Annotated in this window: 16 protein-coding genes, 1 tRNA gene and 1 pseudogene; 8 read left to right on the top strand and 10 right to left on the bottom strand. The window is 70.4% G+C overall.

The window, feature by feature from the left end; genetic code table 11:
- Positions 1-63: 63 nt before the first annotated feature.
- Positions 64-1578, top strand: coding sequence for a serine hydrolase domain-containing protein (locus tag ABFY03_RS01785; RefSeq protein WP_346168932.1), 1515 nt, complete (start codon positions 64-66; stop codon positions 1576-1578).
- A 67-nt stretch (positions 1579-1645) separates the two neighbouring features.
- On the opposite strand, the gene ABFY03_RS01780 is transcribed toward ABFY03_RS01785, so the two are convergent.
- Positions 1646-2080, bottom strand: a complete 435-nt coding sequence (locus ABFY03_RS01780; RefSeq protein WP_319013576.1) for a DUF6892 domain-containing protein — start codon at positions 2078-2080, stop codon at positions 1646-1648.
- A gap of 112 nt (positions 2081-2192) precedes the next feature.
- Positions 2193-2954 (bottom strand): annotated as a pseudogene (locus ABFY03_RS01775) (IS5 family transposase).
- Between the two features lie 124 nt (positions 2955-3078).
- Here ABFY03_RS01775 and ABFY03_RS01770 point away from each other — a divergent pair.
- Entirely contained in the window at positions 3079-3714 is a 636-nt protein-coding gene (locus ABFY03_RS01770) for a hypothetical protein (protein ID WP_346168931.1), read from the top strand.
- Complete coding sequence (locus ABFY03_RS01765) at positions 3708-4595, top strand: hypothetical protein (protein WP_346168930.1); 888 nt, start codon at positions 3708-3710, stop codon at positions 4593-4595. The genes ABFY03_RS01770 and ABFY03_RS01765 overlap by 7 nt, the downstream gene beginning before the upstream one ends.
- 59 nt (positions 4596-4654) lie before the next feature.
- On the opposite strand, the gene ABFY03_RS01760 is transcribed toward ABFY03_RS01765, so the two are convergent.
- Positions 4655-5455 (bottom strand): DUF4253 domain-containing protein, encoded by an 801-nt coding sequence (locus ABFY03_RS01760; RefSeq protein ID WP_346168929.1) that lies wholly within the window; start codon positions 5453-5455, stop codon positions 4655-4657.
- Positions 5456-6084: 629 nt separating this feature from the next.
- Here ABFY03_RS01760 and ABFY03_RS01755 point away from each other — a divergent pair.
- Positions 6085-6390, top strand: a complete 306-nt coding sequence (locus ABFY03_RS01755; RefSeq protein WP_346168928.1) for a hypothetical protein — start codon at positions 6085-6087, stop codon at positions 6388-6390.
- Positions 6391-6800: 410 nt separating this feature from the next.
- Complete coding sequence (locus tag ABFY03_RS01750; RefSeq protein WP_319013578.1) at positions 6801-7907, top strand: C40 family peptidase; 1107 nt, start codon at positions 6801-6803, stop codon at positions 7905-7907.
- Between the two features lie 245 nt (positions 7908-8152).
- Here ABFY03_RS01750 and ABFY03_RS01745 read toward each other — a convergent pair whose 3' ends face one another.
- On the bottom strand, positions 8153-9022 hold the full coding sequence (locus ABFY03_RS01745; RefSeq protein WP_319013579.1) for an alpha/beta fold hydrolase: 870 nt from the start codon (positions 9020-9022) through the stop codon (positions 8153-8155).
- Between the two features lie 117 nt (positions 9023-9139).
- On the opposite strand from ABFY03_RS01745, the gene ABFY03_RS01740 reads away from it, so the two are divergent.
- A complete protein-coding gene (locus ABFY03_RS01740; RefSeq protein ID WP_319013580.1) occupies positions 9140-9724 on the top strand; it encodes a TetR/AcrR family transcriptional regulator in 585 nt (194 codons plus the stop codon).
- A gap of 323 nt (positions 9725-10047) precedes the next feature.
- On the opposite strand, the gene ABFY03_RS01735 is transcribed toward ABFY03_RS01740, so the two are convergent.
- Both ABFY03_RS01735 and ABFY03_RS01730 read right to left on the bottom strand, forming a co-directional pair.
- On the bottom strand, positions 10048-12249 hold the full coding sequence (locus ABFY03_RS01735) for an MMPL family transporter (RefSeq protein WP_346168927.1): 2202 nt from the start codon (positions 12247-12249) through the stop codon (positions 10048-10050).
- A gap of 62 nt (positions 12250-12311) precedes the next feature.
- Complete coding sequence (locus ABFY03_RS01730; RefSeq protein ID WP_346168926.1) at positions 12312-12797, bottom strand: DUF6223 family protein; 486 nt, start codon at positions 12795-12797, stop codon at positions 12312-12314.
- Positions 12798-13071: 274 nt separating this feature from the next.
- Here ABFY03_RS01730 and ABFY03_RS01725 point away from each other — a divergent pair.
- A tRNA-Trp gene (locus tag ABFY03_RS01725) sits at positions 13072-13148 on the top strand.
- A 366-nt stretch (positions 13149-13514) separates the two neighbouring features.
- A complete protein-coding gene (locus tag ABFY03_RS01720) occupies positions 13515-13841 on the top strand; it encodes a hypothetical protein (protein ID WP_346168925.1) in 327 nt (108 codons plus the stop codon).
- A gap of 263 nt (positions 13842-14104) precedes the next feature.
- Here the strand turns inward: ABFY03_RS01720 and ABFY03_RS01715 are convergent, their stop codons facing one another.
- The 4 genes from ABFY03_RS01715 to ABFY03_RS01700 all read right to left on the bottom strand — a co-directional run bounded on the left by ABFY03_RS01715 (position 14105) and on the right by ABFY03_RS01700 (position 17811).
- On the bottom strand, positions 14105-14638 hold the full coding sequence (locus ABFY03_RS01715) for a DUF7822 domain-containing protein (RefSeq protein ID WP_319013584.1): 534 nt from the start codon (positions 14636-14638) through the stop codon (positions 14105-14107).
- 383 nt (positions 14639-15021) lie between these two features.
- Positions 15022-15387: a hypothetical protein gene (locus tag ABFY03_RS01710; RefSeq protein ID WP_319013585.1), complete on the bottom strand. Its 366-nt coding sequence runs from the start codon at positions 15385-15387 to the stop codon at positions 15022-15024.
- Between the two features lie 94 nt (positions 15388-15481).
- Positions 15482-17173, bottom strand: coding sequence for an alpha/beta fold hydrolase (locus ABFY03_RS01705; RefSeq protein WP_346168924.1), 1692 nt, complete (start codon positions 17171-17173; stop codon positions 15482-15484).
- 80 nt (positions 17174-17253) lie between these two features.
- Positions 17254-17811, bottom strand: coding sequence for a TetR/AcrR family transcriptional regulator (locus ABFY03_RS01700; protein ID WP_346168923.1), 558 nt, complete (start codon positions 17809-17811; stop codon positions 17254-17256).
- Between the last annotated feature and the right edge of the window lie 293 nt (positions 17812-18104).

The raw sequence follows: 18104 nt of genomic DNA, 5'->3' as shown, positions 1-18104 counted from the left end.
GTACGGTTATAACCGTATCGCCATACGGTTATCTCCACGCGCCCACGGAAGAACGAGGCTCTGATGCCCAGTACGCTCCGACGCGTCGCCGCAGCGGTGGCCGCCCTCCTGCTCGTCCTGCTCTCCTCGGTCACGGCGTCGGCGGCACCGCGCGCACCCGTCCCGGCGGACCGTCTCGCCGCGATGGACGCCTACGTGCGCGAGCGCATGCAGGCCACCCGTACGCCCGGCCTCGCCTACGCCGTCGTCGACCCCGACGGGCCGGTCCACGCACGGTCCTGGGGCACGGACGGAAACGGCCGGCCGGTCACGGACGCCACGCCGTTCCTCTGGGGATCGGTCGCCAAACCGATCGCCGCCGGCGCCGTGATGACGCTCGTGCAGAACGGACGGCTCCGGCTCGACGACCGCGTCGTGGACCACCTGCCCGCCTTCCGCTTCGGCGGCCACGACCACGCCGGCCGCGTCACGGTCCGCCATCTGCTGCAGCAGACGGCCGGCATACCGGAGTCGGCGACCTTCGCGGTGGCCGACTGCGTCGACGCCGACTGCCCGGACGCGCTCGGTCGGCTTGCCGCGCTGGACGACGTACGTCCCCTCGGTCCGCCGGGCACCACGTACGCCTACACCAGCGCCAACTACCTCGTCCTGGCGGCCCTGGTGGAGTCGGTCACCGGCAGGCCCTTCGCCGACCACCTCCGCGACAGCGTGCTGCGCCCGTCCGGCATGGACGGGGCGATCGCCGACCGAACGTCGGCCCGTGCGCGGAACCTCCCGCCCGGTCACCAGCTGCTGTGGGGCGTGCCCTCCGCGATCGTGGACGGGGTGGACGACGCCGGCGCGGCCTACGGCTACACCGGCGGCGACCTGAAGGACCTCGCCGCCTTCGCCGCCCTCCAGTTGCGGGACGGCAAGACGGCCGACGGCGGTACGGTCCTGACTCCCGCGTCGGTCGGCCTCATGCGGCAACCGGGTCGCCTCCGCCCGTCCGGCACCGACACCGGATACGGCAATGGCACCGGATACGGACTCGGCTGGCGCGTCGGCGGCCTGGAGCCCCCGCTCGACACCGCCGTCTGGCACACCGGCGCCACGCCCGGCTACTCCGCCATGATCTTCGTCCTGCCGGAGCGGGACCTCGCCCTCGTCCTCCAGCAGAACCTGCACGGCCTCCTGCATGACGGCGCCGTGATGCAGGTCGGCTTCGGCGCGGCCCGCATCCTGGCCGGAGGCGTCGCCGGTGACGCCCCCTCCGCGGCGGTCTACCACGCCACGGTCTGGGGCCTCACCGCCCTGGCGGTGGTCCTCCTCGCGGAGACCCTCCCTGCCTACCGCCTGCTCCGCCGTGGCGCCGCGCCGCGCCGCCTCGCCCCCAGCGTCCTGTGGAGCCTCGCCGGCGCCGCCCCCGTGGTGACGCTGGGGGCCGCCCTCGCCCTCGTCGGTTCCCGAGCGCTGTGGACGTGGGCGCCCGACGCGTTCACAGCCCTGTGCGCGGCGGCCGTCGCAGGGAGCGCCGTCACCACGCTGCGCGGCGTGGCCGCTCACCGCCGGACGGGACGGTCGCCCGGAAGACAGTGACCGTCACCTTCCAGCCATGACCCCCCCCCGGACTGAACCGGACCCACCGCCGGCCCGCGCGTGCTGCTCAGTCGGTGTCGATGCCTCGCGCGGCGAAGACTTCCGCCGCGTCCGGAACGGCCAGGACTCCGTCTTCGACGAAGGTGACCTCCCGCAGGTTGGGCAGGAGGACGAGGTCGTCGAGCGAGCGGACGTCGAAGAGGTCGTCCTCGCCGTCCCAGGCGGGGGCGCAGTGCCGGAAGACGTCGGCACCGGCGTCGAAGCACAGCTCCTCGACGCGGGCGAGCAACTCGGCCGGGATCTCCAGCGCCTCGAAATGGGCCCGGGATTCCGGCAGCACGTCCGCGTGGAGACCGTTCTCCAGGACATAGGACGCGGGGTCGCCGATCCCCCGCTCGGACAGCACGGCAGACAGGTCGTACACCGGGAGGAGCGGCTCAGGGCCGTACATGAGCTCCTCGATGACGAGCAGCTTGAGGTTGAAGTCGTGGAACTGGCTCATGCGACATGAGTACCACGCAGGTCCGACACGGCCCGGACGCCCGGTCGAAGTCCGGGCGGAGAGGGGGTGACCCCCCAAGTCGCGCCCGGACCCGGGGGCGACGCCTAAGACGTCATTTGGTGAGCCTGCGGTAGCAGATGAGGGTGCAGGCGATGCTGGTGAAGGCGAGGAAGTGGTCGGCTTTGCGTTCGTAGCGTCGGTGGAGCCGTCGGCAGCCGGCGAGCCAGGCCATGGTGCGTTCGATGGTCCAACGATGTCGTCCGAGCCGCTCAGCGGACTGAATGCCTTTGCGGGCGATGCGGTGGCGAATACCTCGGTCGGAGAGCCATTGTCGCAGGTGGCGGTAGTCGTAGCCCTTGTCGGCGTGGAGCTTGCCGGGCTTACGCCTGCGTCGCCCGCGACGTGAGCGGATCGGGGGTATGCCCTTCACCAGCGGGTCAGGGCCTGACTGTCGTGGGGGTTCGCCGCCGAGATTCCAACAGAGATGGGCAGACCGGTCCGCTCGGTGACCAAGTGGATCTTTGAGCAGTACTTGCCCGGTCGACAGGATTCGGGCCTGTCAGGTCCCCCTCTTCATCGCCCGCATGTTGACCGAGTCGATCGCGCAGCGCGACCAGTCCAGCTCGCCCCGGGAGCCGAGCTCGTCGAGGACCAGGCGGTGCAGCTTGGCCCAGGCCCTGGCCTTCGACCACTCTGCGAACCGGCGGTGGGCCGTGGCCCCGGAAGGCCCGAACGACGCGGCAGGCAGCTGCCGCCACGTACACCCGGAGGTCGCCACGAACATGATCGCGGCCAGCACTTCCCGGTCGCCGTGCCGACGCCGGCCACCGCCCTGGGGCCGCGAAGGAGTCTCCGGCACCACACGCTGGAACAACTCCTACAGCTCATCCGGCACCAGCCGCTCGACAATCCACACCACGCCTCGCACCCTACCGACCCGTAGGAAGCGTGCCGTAAATGCGACGCCTTGCGATGACAGGCCGTGGCAGCATCACCGGATGTCCAACGACGTCGCCTATCCCGTCTTCTGTACCCCCGACCCGGCACTCGCCCTGCGCGCCGCGCGCCGTCTCATGGAGTTCGGCCGCTGCGAGTACATCAACGTCTCCCTGTACGCAGAGTTCCGTTCGGTCGACGAGACGTGGCGGGCGGCGAAGGAACTGCCCGAGGGGTGGTTCCGGGGGCAGGAACTGGAGGGGGAGTTCGACCGCCGGGTGCCGTTCGAGGACCTTCCCGCGTGGCTCGTAGGCGTCCGGGGGGCGGGTCTGCCGGCCGATCCGGCCGCGTACGAAGGGCGGCTGCCGGTGGACTACGAGTTGCCCAACCAGGCGGTCGGCAGCGTCGAGGACGCCTTCACGGCGGGAATCGGTCCGAGCGTGGGCGAGATCAACTGGCAGGATCTGTGCTGGCCGGATGCGCCCGAATTGGGTTTCCGAGGCGAGTCCAAGCACGCCGAAGTGACACTCCTCTTCAACACCAGCACCCGCGGGTACGACGAACCTGCCGATGACCACACCGTCTTCCTCCACGTCCACGACGCCGACGTCGACGGCCGTCAGATGAGGGAGCCGTATGCCCACTGGCTCGCCGCGCAGATGGGCCTCACCGTCATCGGGCCCGCGCAACAATGCTGAAGGAACCCGCCGACCCTCGGAAACGGCTCCCACAACTCGTCCGCTACCAGCCGCTCGACGATCCCCGCCGCGGCCTGGCGGCCGCCCAGCCGCCGACGGCCCAAAGGGGCCAGCCCGATCAACAGATCATCGCTATCGTCTGCGGACAAGAGCCTTACGCCCGGGGGGGAAGTGCCTTGAGACAACGGATTCTCATGAGCGCCGCAGTCACGCTGCTGGTGGCATCGGCCGGTTGTACGTCGGGGACGGAACAACCGCGGGACTCCTCGAAGCCCGTAGCGGTGAAGTCCTCGGCCACGACACCGTCGGCGGCCGCCCAGCGGTCGTACGACAAGATGCCGGCGCGGCCGCTGGGCCGGGCGGCGGTCAGTGGCCGTGACCACGCTTTCCTGCGGGAGGCGTTCGCGATCCAGATGCCGGCAGGACACAAGGTTCCACCGGCCGACGAGGTGGCCGTGATCCGTCGCATGGACGCTAAGAACGGGGATCTGGCCTGGATGTCCGACGGACGCACCTTCTGCTACGGCAAGATCCGGGAAGGTTACAGCTCGCTCAGCTGCGGCCAGCTCCCTGAGGAGCCGCCGGCGCCCGGACTGCTCTTCACGATCTGGGGCGAGCCTGACCGGATGACCAACGGGGAAAACAACGACGAGGTCCGCGTCGTGGGCTTCGTGATCGCCGAGGGCGGTCCGGCACGGTTCGACCACGTCAAGCGCAGCAAGGGGACGGGGCCGGTGCACCAGGCGGTCGCGAGGTTCCCCTCCGGTCGCATGGTCACCTTCCTGACGATCGACCGTGCCTACGGGCCCATCGACCCCGAGGCGGAGATCTGCAGGAGCGACCGGAAGATCTGCTTCCCGTCCGAGGACCTGCCGCACTGACCCGACGGCGGTGCGCGGCCGTCAGCCGCACACCGCCCCGCAAGGCCCTGCGCTCTGGTTCAGTCCCACCAGAGCGACCACACCGTCGAGCGGGCCATCGTGTCGCCGGCCTTCACCGCATCGTCCACGGTGTCGTGGCAGTAGGCGCGCAGCTCCGCGGCGGCCTGTGCGGCGCCCCGAGGGTCCAGGGGCGGCCGGTCGACGACCAGCTCCAGGTAGGAGCGGTTGGCGAAGAAGAGCTGGGCGCCCCACCGCTCGTGCCAGCGGCGCAGGAGCGCGGAGGTGTCGAGAGGGGTCAGGCCGCGGTCGCCGTACCCGGCCCAGCCCCACGTCGTGTAGACGCGCGGCAGAAGCACCGGAACCTCGTAGCCACTGCGCGCGGCCACGAAATTCACCCACCGCCAGTCCTTCTCGAAGAAGTCCCGGGGGCCGGTCGCCCATTGCGACACCCCCTGCAGCGGCCGTTCCACGGCCGGTGCGAGCAGGGGTGCCAGCCGGTCGGGGTCGTAGTCGGACCGCCAGAGGTCGAAATCGTCGTCCACGTTGGCGACCTCCTCCACCGCCCACCGGCAGGCCGACACCACTATGGACGCCGCCCTCGCGTCGTGGTCCTGACACGCGGCTTCGCCGACCCACCGCTCCAGCGCGTCGGCATCCCACGCCTCATGCCCGTGCCACTCCGTCGCATCACTCGGCGGGCTCAACGTGACGTACGGCCACCAACCGGTCCGGTCATGCCTGCCGCGCCACTCCTCCCACACCGTGCGCGCCTGCTCGCGCGGCACGCGGACGCCGAGCACCTCGACACCCGCCGCGGTCACAGCCCGCTCGGTCTCGGCGGTGGAAGAGGACGTCCGCAAGCGGTGAAGGAGGTCATCGGAGGAAACAAGCGGCGGGCGGAGGAACGATGTCATGAGATCAGGACCCTAGACGATCCCGGCATGGGGAGCCCCTCCTTTGTCTCCGCTTCGTCGAAGCAGCAGTGATTCTGGCCGGGTCGAGCTCCTCCGGGCTGGTGGCCCTCTGCCGAAGGCAGCCATCGTCACCCTTGACGCATTCCCCCTCCCCCTGAACCTGGCCACCCTCCATCACTGCCTGTACGAGTCCAGGACACGTGTGCTCGCCCCTCCTTCGCACGAGGCGCAGGTTCGGGCCTCACGGTCCGTATCGCCAGGCTTCGTACTCATCACCAAATGAGATGACGTCTAAGCCGCTCCTGCGCCGCGCTCATCAGGAAGCAGTCCTCCAGGGCGAGCCCGAGAGCGTCGTGCCCCGGCCGTACGACCTCCTTGACAGCTGTCGCCGCCATGCGGCGGCCGGCGTTCTCGGTCGGATCGGTGCACCGGCCCCGGCAGCGCTGTCAACGTCCTGGCGCGCCTGGAGACTCGCCTCATTGCCCACGGCAGGCCATCGACAGCCGGGGCGGCCGGACCGCTCACTGCGCTGGGAGAGCCGAGCCGTACTCCAAGGCACATGAGCTGATGAGCGGATGAGCTACTTCATGTACGACGTCATGGGCGGTACGGCCGACGAGCCTGACGCGGAAGGGATGGGACGGCTGCTCGACGGTCTGGCACAGGCCGATGACGAGCACCCCGATGTCTCGCTCACCCATGAGAGCGGCTGGTGCCTCAGCGCATTCCGCGGGGGGCTGCTGGTCTGGGAGAACCCGGACGAGGACGCGGTGGCGCCGGGGGAGATGAGGGACGTCACCCGTGACGAGACGCTCCGGCTGTTCGGTCTGCCGGCGGCGGGTGACCTCGCAGCGGCCGAGGCGTCCCCCTGGCGGAGGTGACCGTCCCGGCGACAGGTGCGGCCCGGGCCCCGTCGCCGCGCTCCCGCCTCCGTGACCTCTGACCAGGCGTGCTCGGTCGAGGCGGCGACATGCCCTCTGGCACCCCACCCCCCACCCACGCACCGCCGACCTGCGCCTGAGCGTCTGCGCGCGGAAGCGCTGGGGCGGGTGGTCGTCGTCCGTGTCACGTGACGCCCTGTCGGCGGACATTGTTGCGGCCATGTCACCGCCCGTTCCTGCTTTCGTACGGCGCTTTGCCTCGGTCAAGAGATTTGCCATTGTGATGCCTCGTCGGAGGTCAAGCCGACGCATCAATCAGCCAACGGCCCTGATTTCAGGGCCTTTCCGGCGCCCGCCAGGCCGAGTCACCGCAACCAGGTCATGCCACCGCAAACAAATCGGGGGGAATCATGTCTCCACTCGCCAACCTCACCGGCCGCGCTCGACTGGCCCTCATAGGCGTCACCGCCGGAGGCGTCGTGGCGGCCGCGATCGCCGTCGTGCCGTCGCTCACCGACGACGGTCGGGCCTCGGAGCGGACAACGGTCGCCGCGCGGCAGGATGCCGCGTACGGACCGGAGCCCGAGGCCGACGGCAAGCTCGTCACGAAGCCGGGCGAGCTGACGACCATGGCCACGGCCACGCTCTCGCGCGACACGATGATCAACCGGGCCCGCACCTGGCTCACCGCCCACAACGGCGGCCCCGTCCCGTACAGCATGGAGCGCGTCTGGAAGGACGGCTATCGCCAGGACTGCTCCGGCTTCGTCTCCATGGCCCTCGGTCTGGGCAAGCCCGGCCTGAACACCGTCGGCCTCGCCGACTCGCGCAACGGCGTCACCACCCGGCTCGGCAGCGTGAGCCAGCTCCAGAAGGGAGACCTGCTGATCGACTACAGGACCGACGACGGCGACTTCCGGCACGTCGTGATCTTCGAGAAGTGGGTCGACTCGTCGCGCAAGGCGTACTGGGCCTACGAGCAGCGCGGTACGTACGGCACGACCCACCGGCAGCTGAGGTACGGGATCGGGAACGACAACTACGACCCGTTCCGCCCGGTCAAGCTCGGAAGCGGTGGTGGGGGAGGTGGCGGTCAGCTGCCGTCCCCGAGCGTCTCCTGGCCCGTCCTGAACAGCGGGTCTCAGGGCGCGGACGTGCGCTCCGCCCAGCAACTGCTGACCTCGCGGGGCTACAAGGTCGACGCCGACGGCGTCTTCGGTCCCAAGACCCGTGCCGCGGTGATCCAGTTCCAGAAGTCCCGGTCCCTCGCCGCCGACGGCGTCGTCGGCCCGAACACGTGGTCCAAGCTGATCCAGACGGTGCAGTACGGTTCGTCCGGCCCGGCGGTGAAGGCCGCACAGACGCAGTTGAACGTCTACGGGTACGGCCTCAAGGCCGACGGAGCTTTCGGCGCGAACACGAAGGCGGCGGTGACCGCCTTCCAGAAGAAGCACGGCCTGCAGGTCGACGCCGTGGTGGGCCCGCAGACCTGGCGCACGCTCCTCGGCAGCCGCTGACGTCGACGCCCCGATCGCCGGGCGAGGGTCTTCCCCGCAACGGGAAGGCCTTCGCCCGGTCGGCGCTCCCGGCCGGCGGCGCGGGGCGCGGCAAGGCTCTGCTCGGCCCCGGGGGAGAGGAGCGGCCCCCTCTCCCCGTGCGAGTCGGGACGGCACCCACCGATTCCCGTGGGTGCCGTGGTCCGCGCGGCGCAGGGCGGGCCATCGGCCCAGGGAAGCCTTGCGCCGCGCGGGCGTGCGGGTGATCAGCGCGCCAGGAAGGCCAGGATGCGCTCGTTGACTTCCTGCGGCTTCTCCGTGAGGAGGAAGTGGCCGGCGCCTTCGATCATGGCGCCGTCCGATCCGGGCGGCAGCATGGCGAGAAGGTCCGCGAGCGCCGCCTCGTCGACCACGGGGTCCTCGGTACCGTGGAGGTACAGAGTGGGCTGGGAAGGCAACTTGTCCAGCACCCGGGCCATGTCCCAGTCGGGGGTGCCGAAGGTCGCCGCCGGGAAGTTCTGCCGGTAGAGCTCCAGGCCGAGGTGGAGCCTCTCCGGCGTGTCGAGTCCCTCCTTCATCGCCTTGCGGTCCTCGGTGGAGTCGTAGCCGGGGACGGTCCCCGTCCAGTGGTTCCACAGCCAGTCGAGGTAGGCGAGGTCGTTGGCCGCGACGATGTTGTCGGCTATGGCCATCTGGAAGAAGTAGAAGTGGACGTACCGCTCGATCCTTACGGGATCGGTGGCGTCGCGGTCGTAGAACGGCAGCGGCGGGACGTCGTTCACGACCACCTTGGCCCACCGCTCGGGTGCGGCCGCGGCGGCGCCCCACGTGGTGAAGCCGCCCCAGTCGTGCCCGATCAGGACCGCGTCGGAGCCGCCGCCGAGCGCTTCGTGGAGGCCGTTGGCGTCGGCGATCAGGTCGGGAAGGCGCATGCTGCCGTCCGCCGGTACCTGCGACGGGGCGAAGCCCCGCATGGTCGGCACTACGGCGTGGTACCCGGCCTCGGCTAACGCCGGCATGAGGTACCGGTACAGCTTCGGTGTGTCGAATCCGTGCAGCATCAGGGCAAGCGGCCCCTCTCCTGCTTCGACGTAGGCCAGGTCCAGGCCGTTGACGTTGATCTGCTTGTGTTCCATCACCAGCTCCTTGCTGCGAGAACCTCTAAAAAGAACGTTCTAACAAGCTGGAAGCTAGCACGGCGCTCGCGCGGTCCACAAGCTAGAACGAACGATCTATCCAGTACGCTCTGGCCTATGGCGAACACACCACAGCCCGGCACCCGCGAACGCATCGTGCGCGCAGCCTCCCTGCTGATGCAGCGCCAGGGGTACGAGGGGACCGGCATCAAGCAGGTCGCCCAGGAGGCCAACGCCACGCTCGGCTCGGTCTACCACTTCTTCCCCGGCGGGAAGCAGGCGCTGGGCGTGGCCGCGGTTCAGCACGCCGACCAGGAGTTCGCCGATCTGCTGACGGCCTCGTTGGCCGCGGATGCCGACCCGGCGAAGGCCATCGCCGCCTGTGCCCGCGCGCTCGCCGACCTCCTGCGGGACTCCGACTGGATGGACGGCTGCCCCATCAGCGCGACCGCGCTGGAGACCACCGGCCGCGTCCCCGACATCGAGCAGGTCGTCGCCCAAGCCTTCCAGCACTGGCGGGACCTCGTGGCGGAGAGACTCCGCGAAGCCGGATTCCCGGAGGGCGACGCGCACGACCTGTCCGTCACCGTCATCAGCGCCCTCGAAGGCGCCGAACTCACCGCGCAGGTCGCGAGAAGCGAGACCCCGCTGGTGGTCGCCGGCGAGCACCTCGCCCGGCTCATCAACTCCTACAAGAAGTAAGAGGTCTACTGCCGCGGCCCAGCGACGGGGCGCCTCCCGCCAAGAGGCCTCGATGTCTGGGTGGCAGGGGCGCCTGTTCGCGCCGGCCACGAGGCCGAGGCCCCGTCGCCCAGCTGCCGCGTCGCCCAACTGCCCGGCGCGTCGGCGAGGCGGCCGCGGCCGTCCAGAGCACGGCGACGTCGGCCTTCAAGACGACCACGAGGTCCTGAAGGCCGACGTCACCCGGAGCACTCGAACCGACCGTCAGCGCTCCCCCTCCCTCCCGGAGTTCCGCCCCAAGGGCGCTCCCCGGGCGAGCTACCCGCACAGCGACGCCAGAGGCGTCAGACCGTGGCGGCCTCCTCCCTCGCGTCGGCCGGCGCGGTCGAGGTCGTCTCCGGGGCCCGACGACGTCCGGGCATCCACCAGTTGGCCTTCCCGCACAGCTCCATCACCGCGGGGACGAAGATCATCCGGACGATGGTGGCGTCGATGAGCACGGCGACGGCCATGCCCAGACCCCCCTGCTTGACGGCGACATCGGGGCCGAGCAGGGACGTGGTGAACACGGCGATCATGATGGCGGCCGCGGCGGTGATCACCTTGGCGGTCCGCGCCAGCCCGCGGGCGACGGCCTCGCGGGTGTCGCCGGTCCGCTCGTACTCCTCGCGTACCCGTGAGATCAGGAAGACCTGGTAGTCCATCGACAGGCCGAAGAGGATCGGGAACATCATCATCGGTGCCCACGTCGTGACCGGCATCGGAGCGGGGAATCCGAGGGCCGATCCGAGCCATCCCCACTGCACGACCGCCACCACCACACCGTAGGCGGCGCCGATCGACAGCAGGTTCATCACGGCGGCCTGCAGGGCGATGGTGACCGACCGGACCAACGCGATCAGCAGCACCATGGACATCGCGATGACGACCACGATCATCAACGGCAGGCGCGATCCGACCTCGTCGGCGACGTCGATGGTGCCGGCGTTCGGCCCGCCGACGAGGACGTGTTCACCGCCGGGTGTCCCAGGCAGCACCTCGCCGCGGAGCTTGTGCACCAGGTCCGTGGTCGCCTCGTCCTGGTACCCGGTCGTGGGGAAGGCGACGAAGGTGACGGCCTTCCCGTCCTCGCTGACCCGGGCCGGCGTGGCCTGGGCGATGCCCTCGGTCTTGCCGACCGCTTCGACCACGGGACCGAGATCGCGGGTCGTGGAGTTGCCGGGGTTCGCGGAGTCGACCTCGGAGACGAAGACCAGGGGAGCTCCGTACCCCGGCCCGAACCCTTCGGAGAGGATCTCGTACGAGACGTAGCTGCTCCGGTCGCGGGGCTGGACGCTGGCGTCGGGCTGACTCAGCCGCATCGACAGCGTGGGGACGGCCAGGACGAGCAGGCTCCCGCCCGCGAGGAGCGCGGCGATCAGCGGCCTGCGCTGCACCACACCGGCCCACCGCTCGGCGAGCGTACGGCGCTCTTGGGACGGCGCGCTCGCGGCCCGGTTGCGGCGGGACGCGCGGCGCGGCAGACGCAGCGAGTTGATCCTGTGTCCGGTGAAGCCCAGGAACGCGGGCAGCAGCGTCAGCGCGGCGAGCATCGTCACCAGCACCGTGATCGACGTGGCGACGGCCAGCCCGGTCATCAGCCGCTGGCCCATGACGAACAGACCCATCAGCGCGATCACCACGGTCGTGCCGGCGAACAGCACCGCGTGTCCTGCGGTGGCGATGGCCTTCACCGTGGCGTTCTCGGGATCGTCCCCCTCCCCGAGGCCGTCCTTGTAGCGGGTGACGATGAACAGGGCGTAGTCGATGCCGACGCCGAGCCCGATCATCGCGCCGAACGTCAGAGCGAAGTTCGGCGCGGGGACCAGATGCCCCACCAGCTTCATCAGTGCGAGGCCACCGACGATCGCCAGGAGGGCGGTCACGATCGGCAGCCCCATGGCGACCAGCGAGCCGAAGGCGACGAACAGGATCACCGCCGCCGCCAGGATGCCGATGCTCTCGGCCGGACCCTGCGGGGGCGTCTCGGCCTTCTCCGCCATGTACCCGCCCAGTGCGAGCGTGACGCCGGCGTCGGAGGCGGCCTTGACGGTGTCCACCAGGGGTTTGACCTCGCTCTTCGCCACCTCCTTGGCGGCGAGCGGGATGGTCGTCCGGGCAATCCGACGATCCTTCGTCACCAGGCTCTTGTCCTGGTACGGCGACATGACCGGCCCCGTCACAGGTGAGTCGGCGAGCTCGGCGATGACCTTCTCGATCCTCTGCTTGGCGGCAGGATCGTCGATCCCCTGCTCCGCCTTGATCGCGAGGGTCAGCCTGTCCCCTTGCTCCTCGGGGAAGTGCTGCTCCATCAACTGCTGGGCCCTGGCCGACTGCGAGTCTCCTCCGGAGAAGTCGTTGTCGGGGTCGGCGCCGTAACCGAAGCCGGCGAACGCCACGGCGATCACACCGACGATCCAGGCCAGGAGGACCAGGCGGCGACGCCGGAAGCAGAAGCGCCCCAGTTCCGCCAAGGCCCCGCCCGCGGGGGAAGTCCCGGTTGTCATCATCGTCTCCTCAAGCCCCTGTCCCTGTCCTTGTCCCGGTCCCGCATGTCCCTCGTCTCCCCTCACTCGAACGCGCGCTCGTCGGGCCGGTCGGCCGGTCGGCCGGTGGGACGGGTGGGACCGGTGGGACCGGCACGGCGGGAGCGGACCAGGGCCAGCCGGCCGAGGACCGCCGCGACCACCCCGAACAACACGGCCAGCGCGCCACCGAGCACTCCGTTGCCGGTGCCGGGACCGCCGTCGGCGACGGCCAGGTTCACCACGCCGACGACGATGCCGAGCAGGCCCGCCACCAGGGACACCAGGGCCCCTCTCTTCCCCCTGCCGTCACCGATCCGGCGGGCGGAGCGGGTCAGAGCCAGGGCGCCGACGACAACGCCGACCAGCGCGACCAGTGCGGCCGCAGTGCCCACCAGCCGTCCGGCGGTGAGCTCATAGGCATCGGCGGCGAGCGGCTCGACCGAGGCGCGCGTGGCCCCCGGTTCGGCAAACCCGAACCTCCCGAGAACGGTGCCTGCGCCGACGGCAAGCACGTGACGGACGGACATGAGGTGCTCCTTCTCCTCGTACGACTCCTGCTGCTGGACGTCGCACGATCCTGTCCGCCGGACCCCCCGCCGGTCGTCCCACAAGCGGACGCACTCTGCGCTGCCACCAGCGGCGTACCCGGCTACCGCGGGCGCGGTAGGAGCCGTTCGGCTACCGCATGCGCGGTAGGGAGGGCCGCCCTCTGGCGCGGGCGCTCGTCGACCCGCACGCCGGGGCGGGTGGTATTCGGGTGGCGATGGGTCCCGCAGGGGTGGAATGCTGGCGGGGCATCGAAGGGGTGTAGCTCAGCTGGTCAGAGCGCCGGTCTCCAAAACCGGATGTCGCAGGTTCGAATCCTGTCGCCCCTGCCATGGCGGATGAGATCCAACGCGCCTGCTCCGAGCTGCTGGGCAGGACGCCGGCCGACACACTCGCCCGACCGCGTCCCCCCCCGGAGACGGACTGCGGTGATGCGGTCACCTCACATGAGGTCGCACGACATACCCAGGAAGCGATCGAGGCTGTGGTTCTCCCATCCGTGTCCCCGGCGCAGGTGGTCCTGGTGCAGTTCTCGAATGACGGCCAGGTTCGTCATGAGCCGGGACGAGAGAGGCAAGGGGACGGTGTCGTGCCTGCACCCGGGCCGCGGGAGTCTGCAGACAGGCGCCCAACCGCCTCGTACCAGTGGATCCTCCATCCGCGCCATCACCGTGAACGCCGCGATATTGGATAGCGCCATGACGAGACGCAAGAAGGACCGGAAGAGGCGGCCCACCTTCGGTGTTCCGAAAGGGATCGTCCTGTTGGCGACGCCGGAGGGCTGGCGCATGAGCGTCCTCACCGTGGAGGGCGGAATGCTCTGCGGGGGCCTGGACGTGTCGATCGGCGCCGATCCGCAGGCGGCACGGCTCGCGGCGGCGGTGAAGGTGGCGGAACTCGCACGCGAATTTCACAGCACCGATGTGGAGGTGAGCTGGGATCCGCCCCAGGAGCCTTGGTCATGGACCGCCCAGGTCACCCGCGCCGCTGATAACCCACCGCTCGCGCCCGGCACCGAAGGTTGAGGGGCCCCTGTCGGCCCCCGCTGGCCCGGCTGGTCACCCCTGGCCGTAGCCGTTCCCATCGGGCCGCACCGGCCTGCTGTCGCAGGGGCGATGACCAGGTACGTCGCGACCCAGGAAACGGTCTCGCCCTTCCATGGTCACCGTCCGCCTGACTGTCCCTCGCGTGAGCCTCCCCGGAGCCGGAAGAGTTCGCGGGGCGGGGATGACGATGCGCCGCCGGCAGCGGTTCGGTTGTCACCTGCGGCGCGTCGTCACGGGCCGTGTCAGCCGGGGAAGGAGAAGTACAGAGCGTCGCTGTAGAAGGAGGCGAAGTGCGACTGCCAGTCGGCTCGCAGCGACGCCAGCCAGGCGTCGTTCTGGCCACCGATCGCCGCCTCGGCCATGGCGACGGCATGCGGGATGTCCTCGGACACCAGGCGCCGCACGCTGGCTGCCGGATCGTCGTCCGTCATCGAGACGATCTCCCCGGTCTCGAGCACGAAGTACTTCGCCTGCTGCTTCTCCAGGTGCGCCGTGGTTCTGGCAACGCAGTCCGCGAACTCGGCGTCGTCCTCCAGGCCCCCGCCGACCGCGCGCAGCAGGTCGCGGAGCAAGGCCGCGCCGCCGGCGTAGTCCGCGGCGATCCCGATCGGCGGGTTCCAGATCATGGACGGGACGATCGTCGTCCCGCGGCCCACCAGGAGCTTGTGCGCGAGAGGGATGTCCCAGTTGTGCTCCGATATGCATCGGATCCGCTGCGGGAGTTCTGCCTCGTTCGGCATCGAGTCTGCGGAGTAGAGATACGAGCGGTTTGCCATGGAGGTGACGCTAACACCGGGGTCCGACAACGCCGCTGCCCCCGGATCCCCCATAGGGGGCAAGCGGACGCGTCGTGCCCACCGCGCCGCCGGCGACGGCTTCTTGGAGGACTTCGGGCAGGGGACGCGGCCGGACGTCACCCCCTCCGCGCGCCTATCATCAACACGCCTCCGCCATGAGCCCGACGGATGCCGACGGCGCACCGTTCGTCGGCTCCCCACCCGACTTCCGCAGGACTCGTGCCCGGCGCGATCACGAACGGCCTTCCTCCGCACATCGCTCAAGCGATCCGCGGCGGCAGATCCCCACCAGATCGCACTTCACCCTCGCCGCACTGCGCCCTCGCCGCACTCCCTGTCCGGATGACATGGCGTCGACGACCTCAATGTCCTCCCTGCGGCCCCGGGGGAAACTCGTTGCCGTCGCAGTCGGAGACCGTCGCGAACCAGGACGTGGCCCAGACGGTGAGACAGCCCGTCTCGTGGATCGTCTCGAACGGATGGCCGTCCCATCTCCCGTACGAGGTGACGTACACGGACTCCCCGGGCTTCAGCCAGTAGTCCTGGCCGCACGGCTCGAGCCAGAGCTGCAACTGCTCCTTCCCGTCGTTTCGCACGAGGAGCGGTACCGGGTTCCCCATCTGCCGGATCGCCTCGAAACCGAGGTCACCGGCCTGGGGCATGTTCTCCTTCAACGGATCGATGATCCGGTCGATCTCCGCCCGCTGAACCGATTCCTGTCTGTCCACCCGACCATTGTGAGCCTGCCCCCCCGCACCCGAGAACAGGCCCGTCATCTGCGTCAAGTCCCGAGCAGTGGGCTTCCGCAGGGCGACGACCGGCTCACGCGCCGGTCGGAGCGGCGGCGGGGGAGCGGAGGTGGGCGGCGAGCTGGGTGGGATGGGTCAGTTGGGGGTAGTGGCCGGCGCCGGCGATCTCGGCCATCGGGAGGTCGACGGGTTCGGTCAGCGGGTCCGTCGAACCCACGACGATCTGGACCGGGACGGTCACGCGGTCGAGCAGGGCTCGCCACTCTCGGCGCTGGACGGTGTGCCCGCGCAGGGACGCGGTCACGCGCCGCGCCACGCCGGGGCGCCTCAAGTCGGCTGCTGCGCTTCGCACTTCTGGCCCGTCGGGGACGCCGAGTGTCCGGGCCAGCCGAGGGGGCGGCATGCGCCGCAGTATCGGCGCGGCCAGGGCGGAGCGGGCGCGGCGCGGGGCGGGGGCCTGGAGGAACGCCGGGGAGACGAGAACGAGGCCGCTGAGGCGGTCGGGATGGTCGACGGCGAAGCGGAGGGCGGCCCCGCAGGCCAGGGAGTGCGCCACCAGCACGGGGCGGGTCTGCACCGGGCCCATCAGATCGGCCAGCCACACGTCGATCGGCTCGGGTGAGGGGGCCGAGCGCCCCAGGCCGGGAAGGTCGGGGGCGAGTACCGGGCCGGGGAGGTGGGCGGCGACGGGCTTCCAGAGGTCGCCGTTCATCGGCAGGCCGTGCAGCAGGACGTGGGAAGGGTGTTGACGGTCGCCGGTCACCCAGGTCGGGGCGCCGGCGACGGTGTGGAAGCCGTACGGGCTCCGCCAGGGCGAGGCGGAGCCGAAGCGGGCGGCCACCAGGTCGTCGGCCCAGGTGCGGAGGGCCTGGGTCACCGGAGGCTTCTCCAGACCGACGCCCGCGGCGAAGGCATCGGCGGAGGCCGTCGGATAGCGGTCCGCCGACAGGAACGACAGGGTCTCGGGGTCGGCACCGGTCAGGCGTCGCGGCAGCCGCCGCAGCAGACCGACGGGAAGCGTTCGGCGGGGTGCTCGTACGCCCATGTGAGCGGCCATCGCGCCGATCAGCTCGGGCAGGAGCGGGGTGTCGTCGTCGAGCACCCAGTAGTGCTCACCCGCGGGTGACGCGGGGATCTCCGCCAGGAACCGCACGAAGTAGTCGATGGTCGTGACCGGCAGGAACGTGTCGGAGCTTCCGGGCAGCGCGGGAAGCCGCCCGTGCCACAGCTCCTCGACGAGCGTGGCCAGGCCGATGTACTGGCCCGGCCCGATGACGGTGCTGGGATTGGCGACGGTCAGCGGCACCGACAGTTCCTCGGCGCGGGCCCGTACGGCGAGATCGGCCTCCGACTTCGACGCCTCGTAGGCTCCCAGCTCGGCGTAGTCGGGGTGACCGTCGGCCGCGCTCACCCGGTAACCGCTGATGTGGACGAGCCTGCGCAGCCGGGGCAGCGTGGCGGCCCATTCGACCACGTGCAGCGCCCCGGTGACGTTCACCGACCGGGCGTCCCGCTCGCTCAGGCCGAAGGCGAAGCGGCCGGCGGCGTTGTACACGTCCCGGACGTCGGGCAGGTCCGCGAGCGGCCGAGTGATGTCGACGGTGACGATCTCGAGCCGGCTGAGGTCGACGCCCTGGGAGGTCAGCCAGGGGGTGAGGGTGTCGTTGCGTACGGCCGCCGCCACCCGCTGCCCCCGGGCGAGCAGCTCGGCGACGAGGGAACGGCCGATGAAGCCGGTCGCGCCGAAGACGATCGCGTCATCCATCAGAGAACTCTCCTCGAATAGATCGGTCTACATATTTTCTGGGTAGGAAAAAGCCCGCCGGCGACGGCGGGCGGTTCTCGTCAGTCGACCAGGACGCCGATCTGGCGGGCGACCCGGTGCAGGGGCTCTGTGCTGCGGTGCGTACGGGCCAGCAGGAGCGCGCCCTCCACGAGGGCCAGGATGGTGACGGCGAGATCGTCGGCCTCCGGGTGGCCTGCCAGCCGTGCGCGCAGAGCCGTCTCCCACGACGTGTAGACCTCCGAGCACGCCTCCTGCAGGGGGTCGTTGGTGCTGGCCGTCTCCAGTGCGACGGTGGCCACCGGGCAGCCCTTGTGCCACCCCGACTCTTCCAGTCGTTCGCCGAGGTGACGCAGTACCGCTTCGGCGAACTCCGCCACCGACGTACTGGAGTCCGCCAGGCTCTCCAGGTCGCTGCCGATCGCCCGCCCGGCTCGCCGTACGGACTCGCCGACCAACTGGTCCTTGCCGCCGGGGAAGTGGAAGTACAGCGAGCCGCGGGGTGCGCCACTGGTCGCGATCACCTGATTGAGCCCGGCGCCGAGGTAACCCCCGGCCTCGAGCAACTCCTGCGTCGCGTCCAGCAATCGGTCGCGCGTCTCGGCGCCCTTCACTCCCATGTGGTCACTGTAGACCGATCTACATATTCTCTCAAGGTGCGGTAGCCGGCACGTGCTCGGCCTGGGGCCTCCGAAGCGAGCGCGGGGGCGCGGCGAAGCCCGCGCCCGCCGGCGAGCGCGGGCCGCACCCGCCGTCTGGGGGCGACGGGGCGGAGACGTCGCTTTCCCGTCGCCCAAGCGGGTCGCTACGGCCGCAGGCACCACCTGCCCGGCACACGCTCGCGGCCCCGGGGGGGATGGGCTGCTGGATGCGCCGGCGCTCTCGACGGAGACACCCCGGTTGGGCAGGAAGT

Source organism: Streptomyces roseofulvus (assembly GCF_039534915.1).
Lineage (GTDB): Bacteria > Actinomycetota > Actinomycetes > Streptomycetales > Streptomycetaceae > Streptomyces > Streptomyces roseofulvus.
The sequence above is the reverse complement of the archived record's forward strand: the minus strand, read 5'-3'. Positions and strand labels throughout refer to the sequence as shown.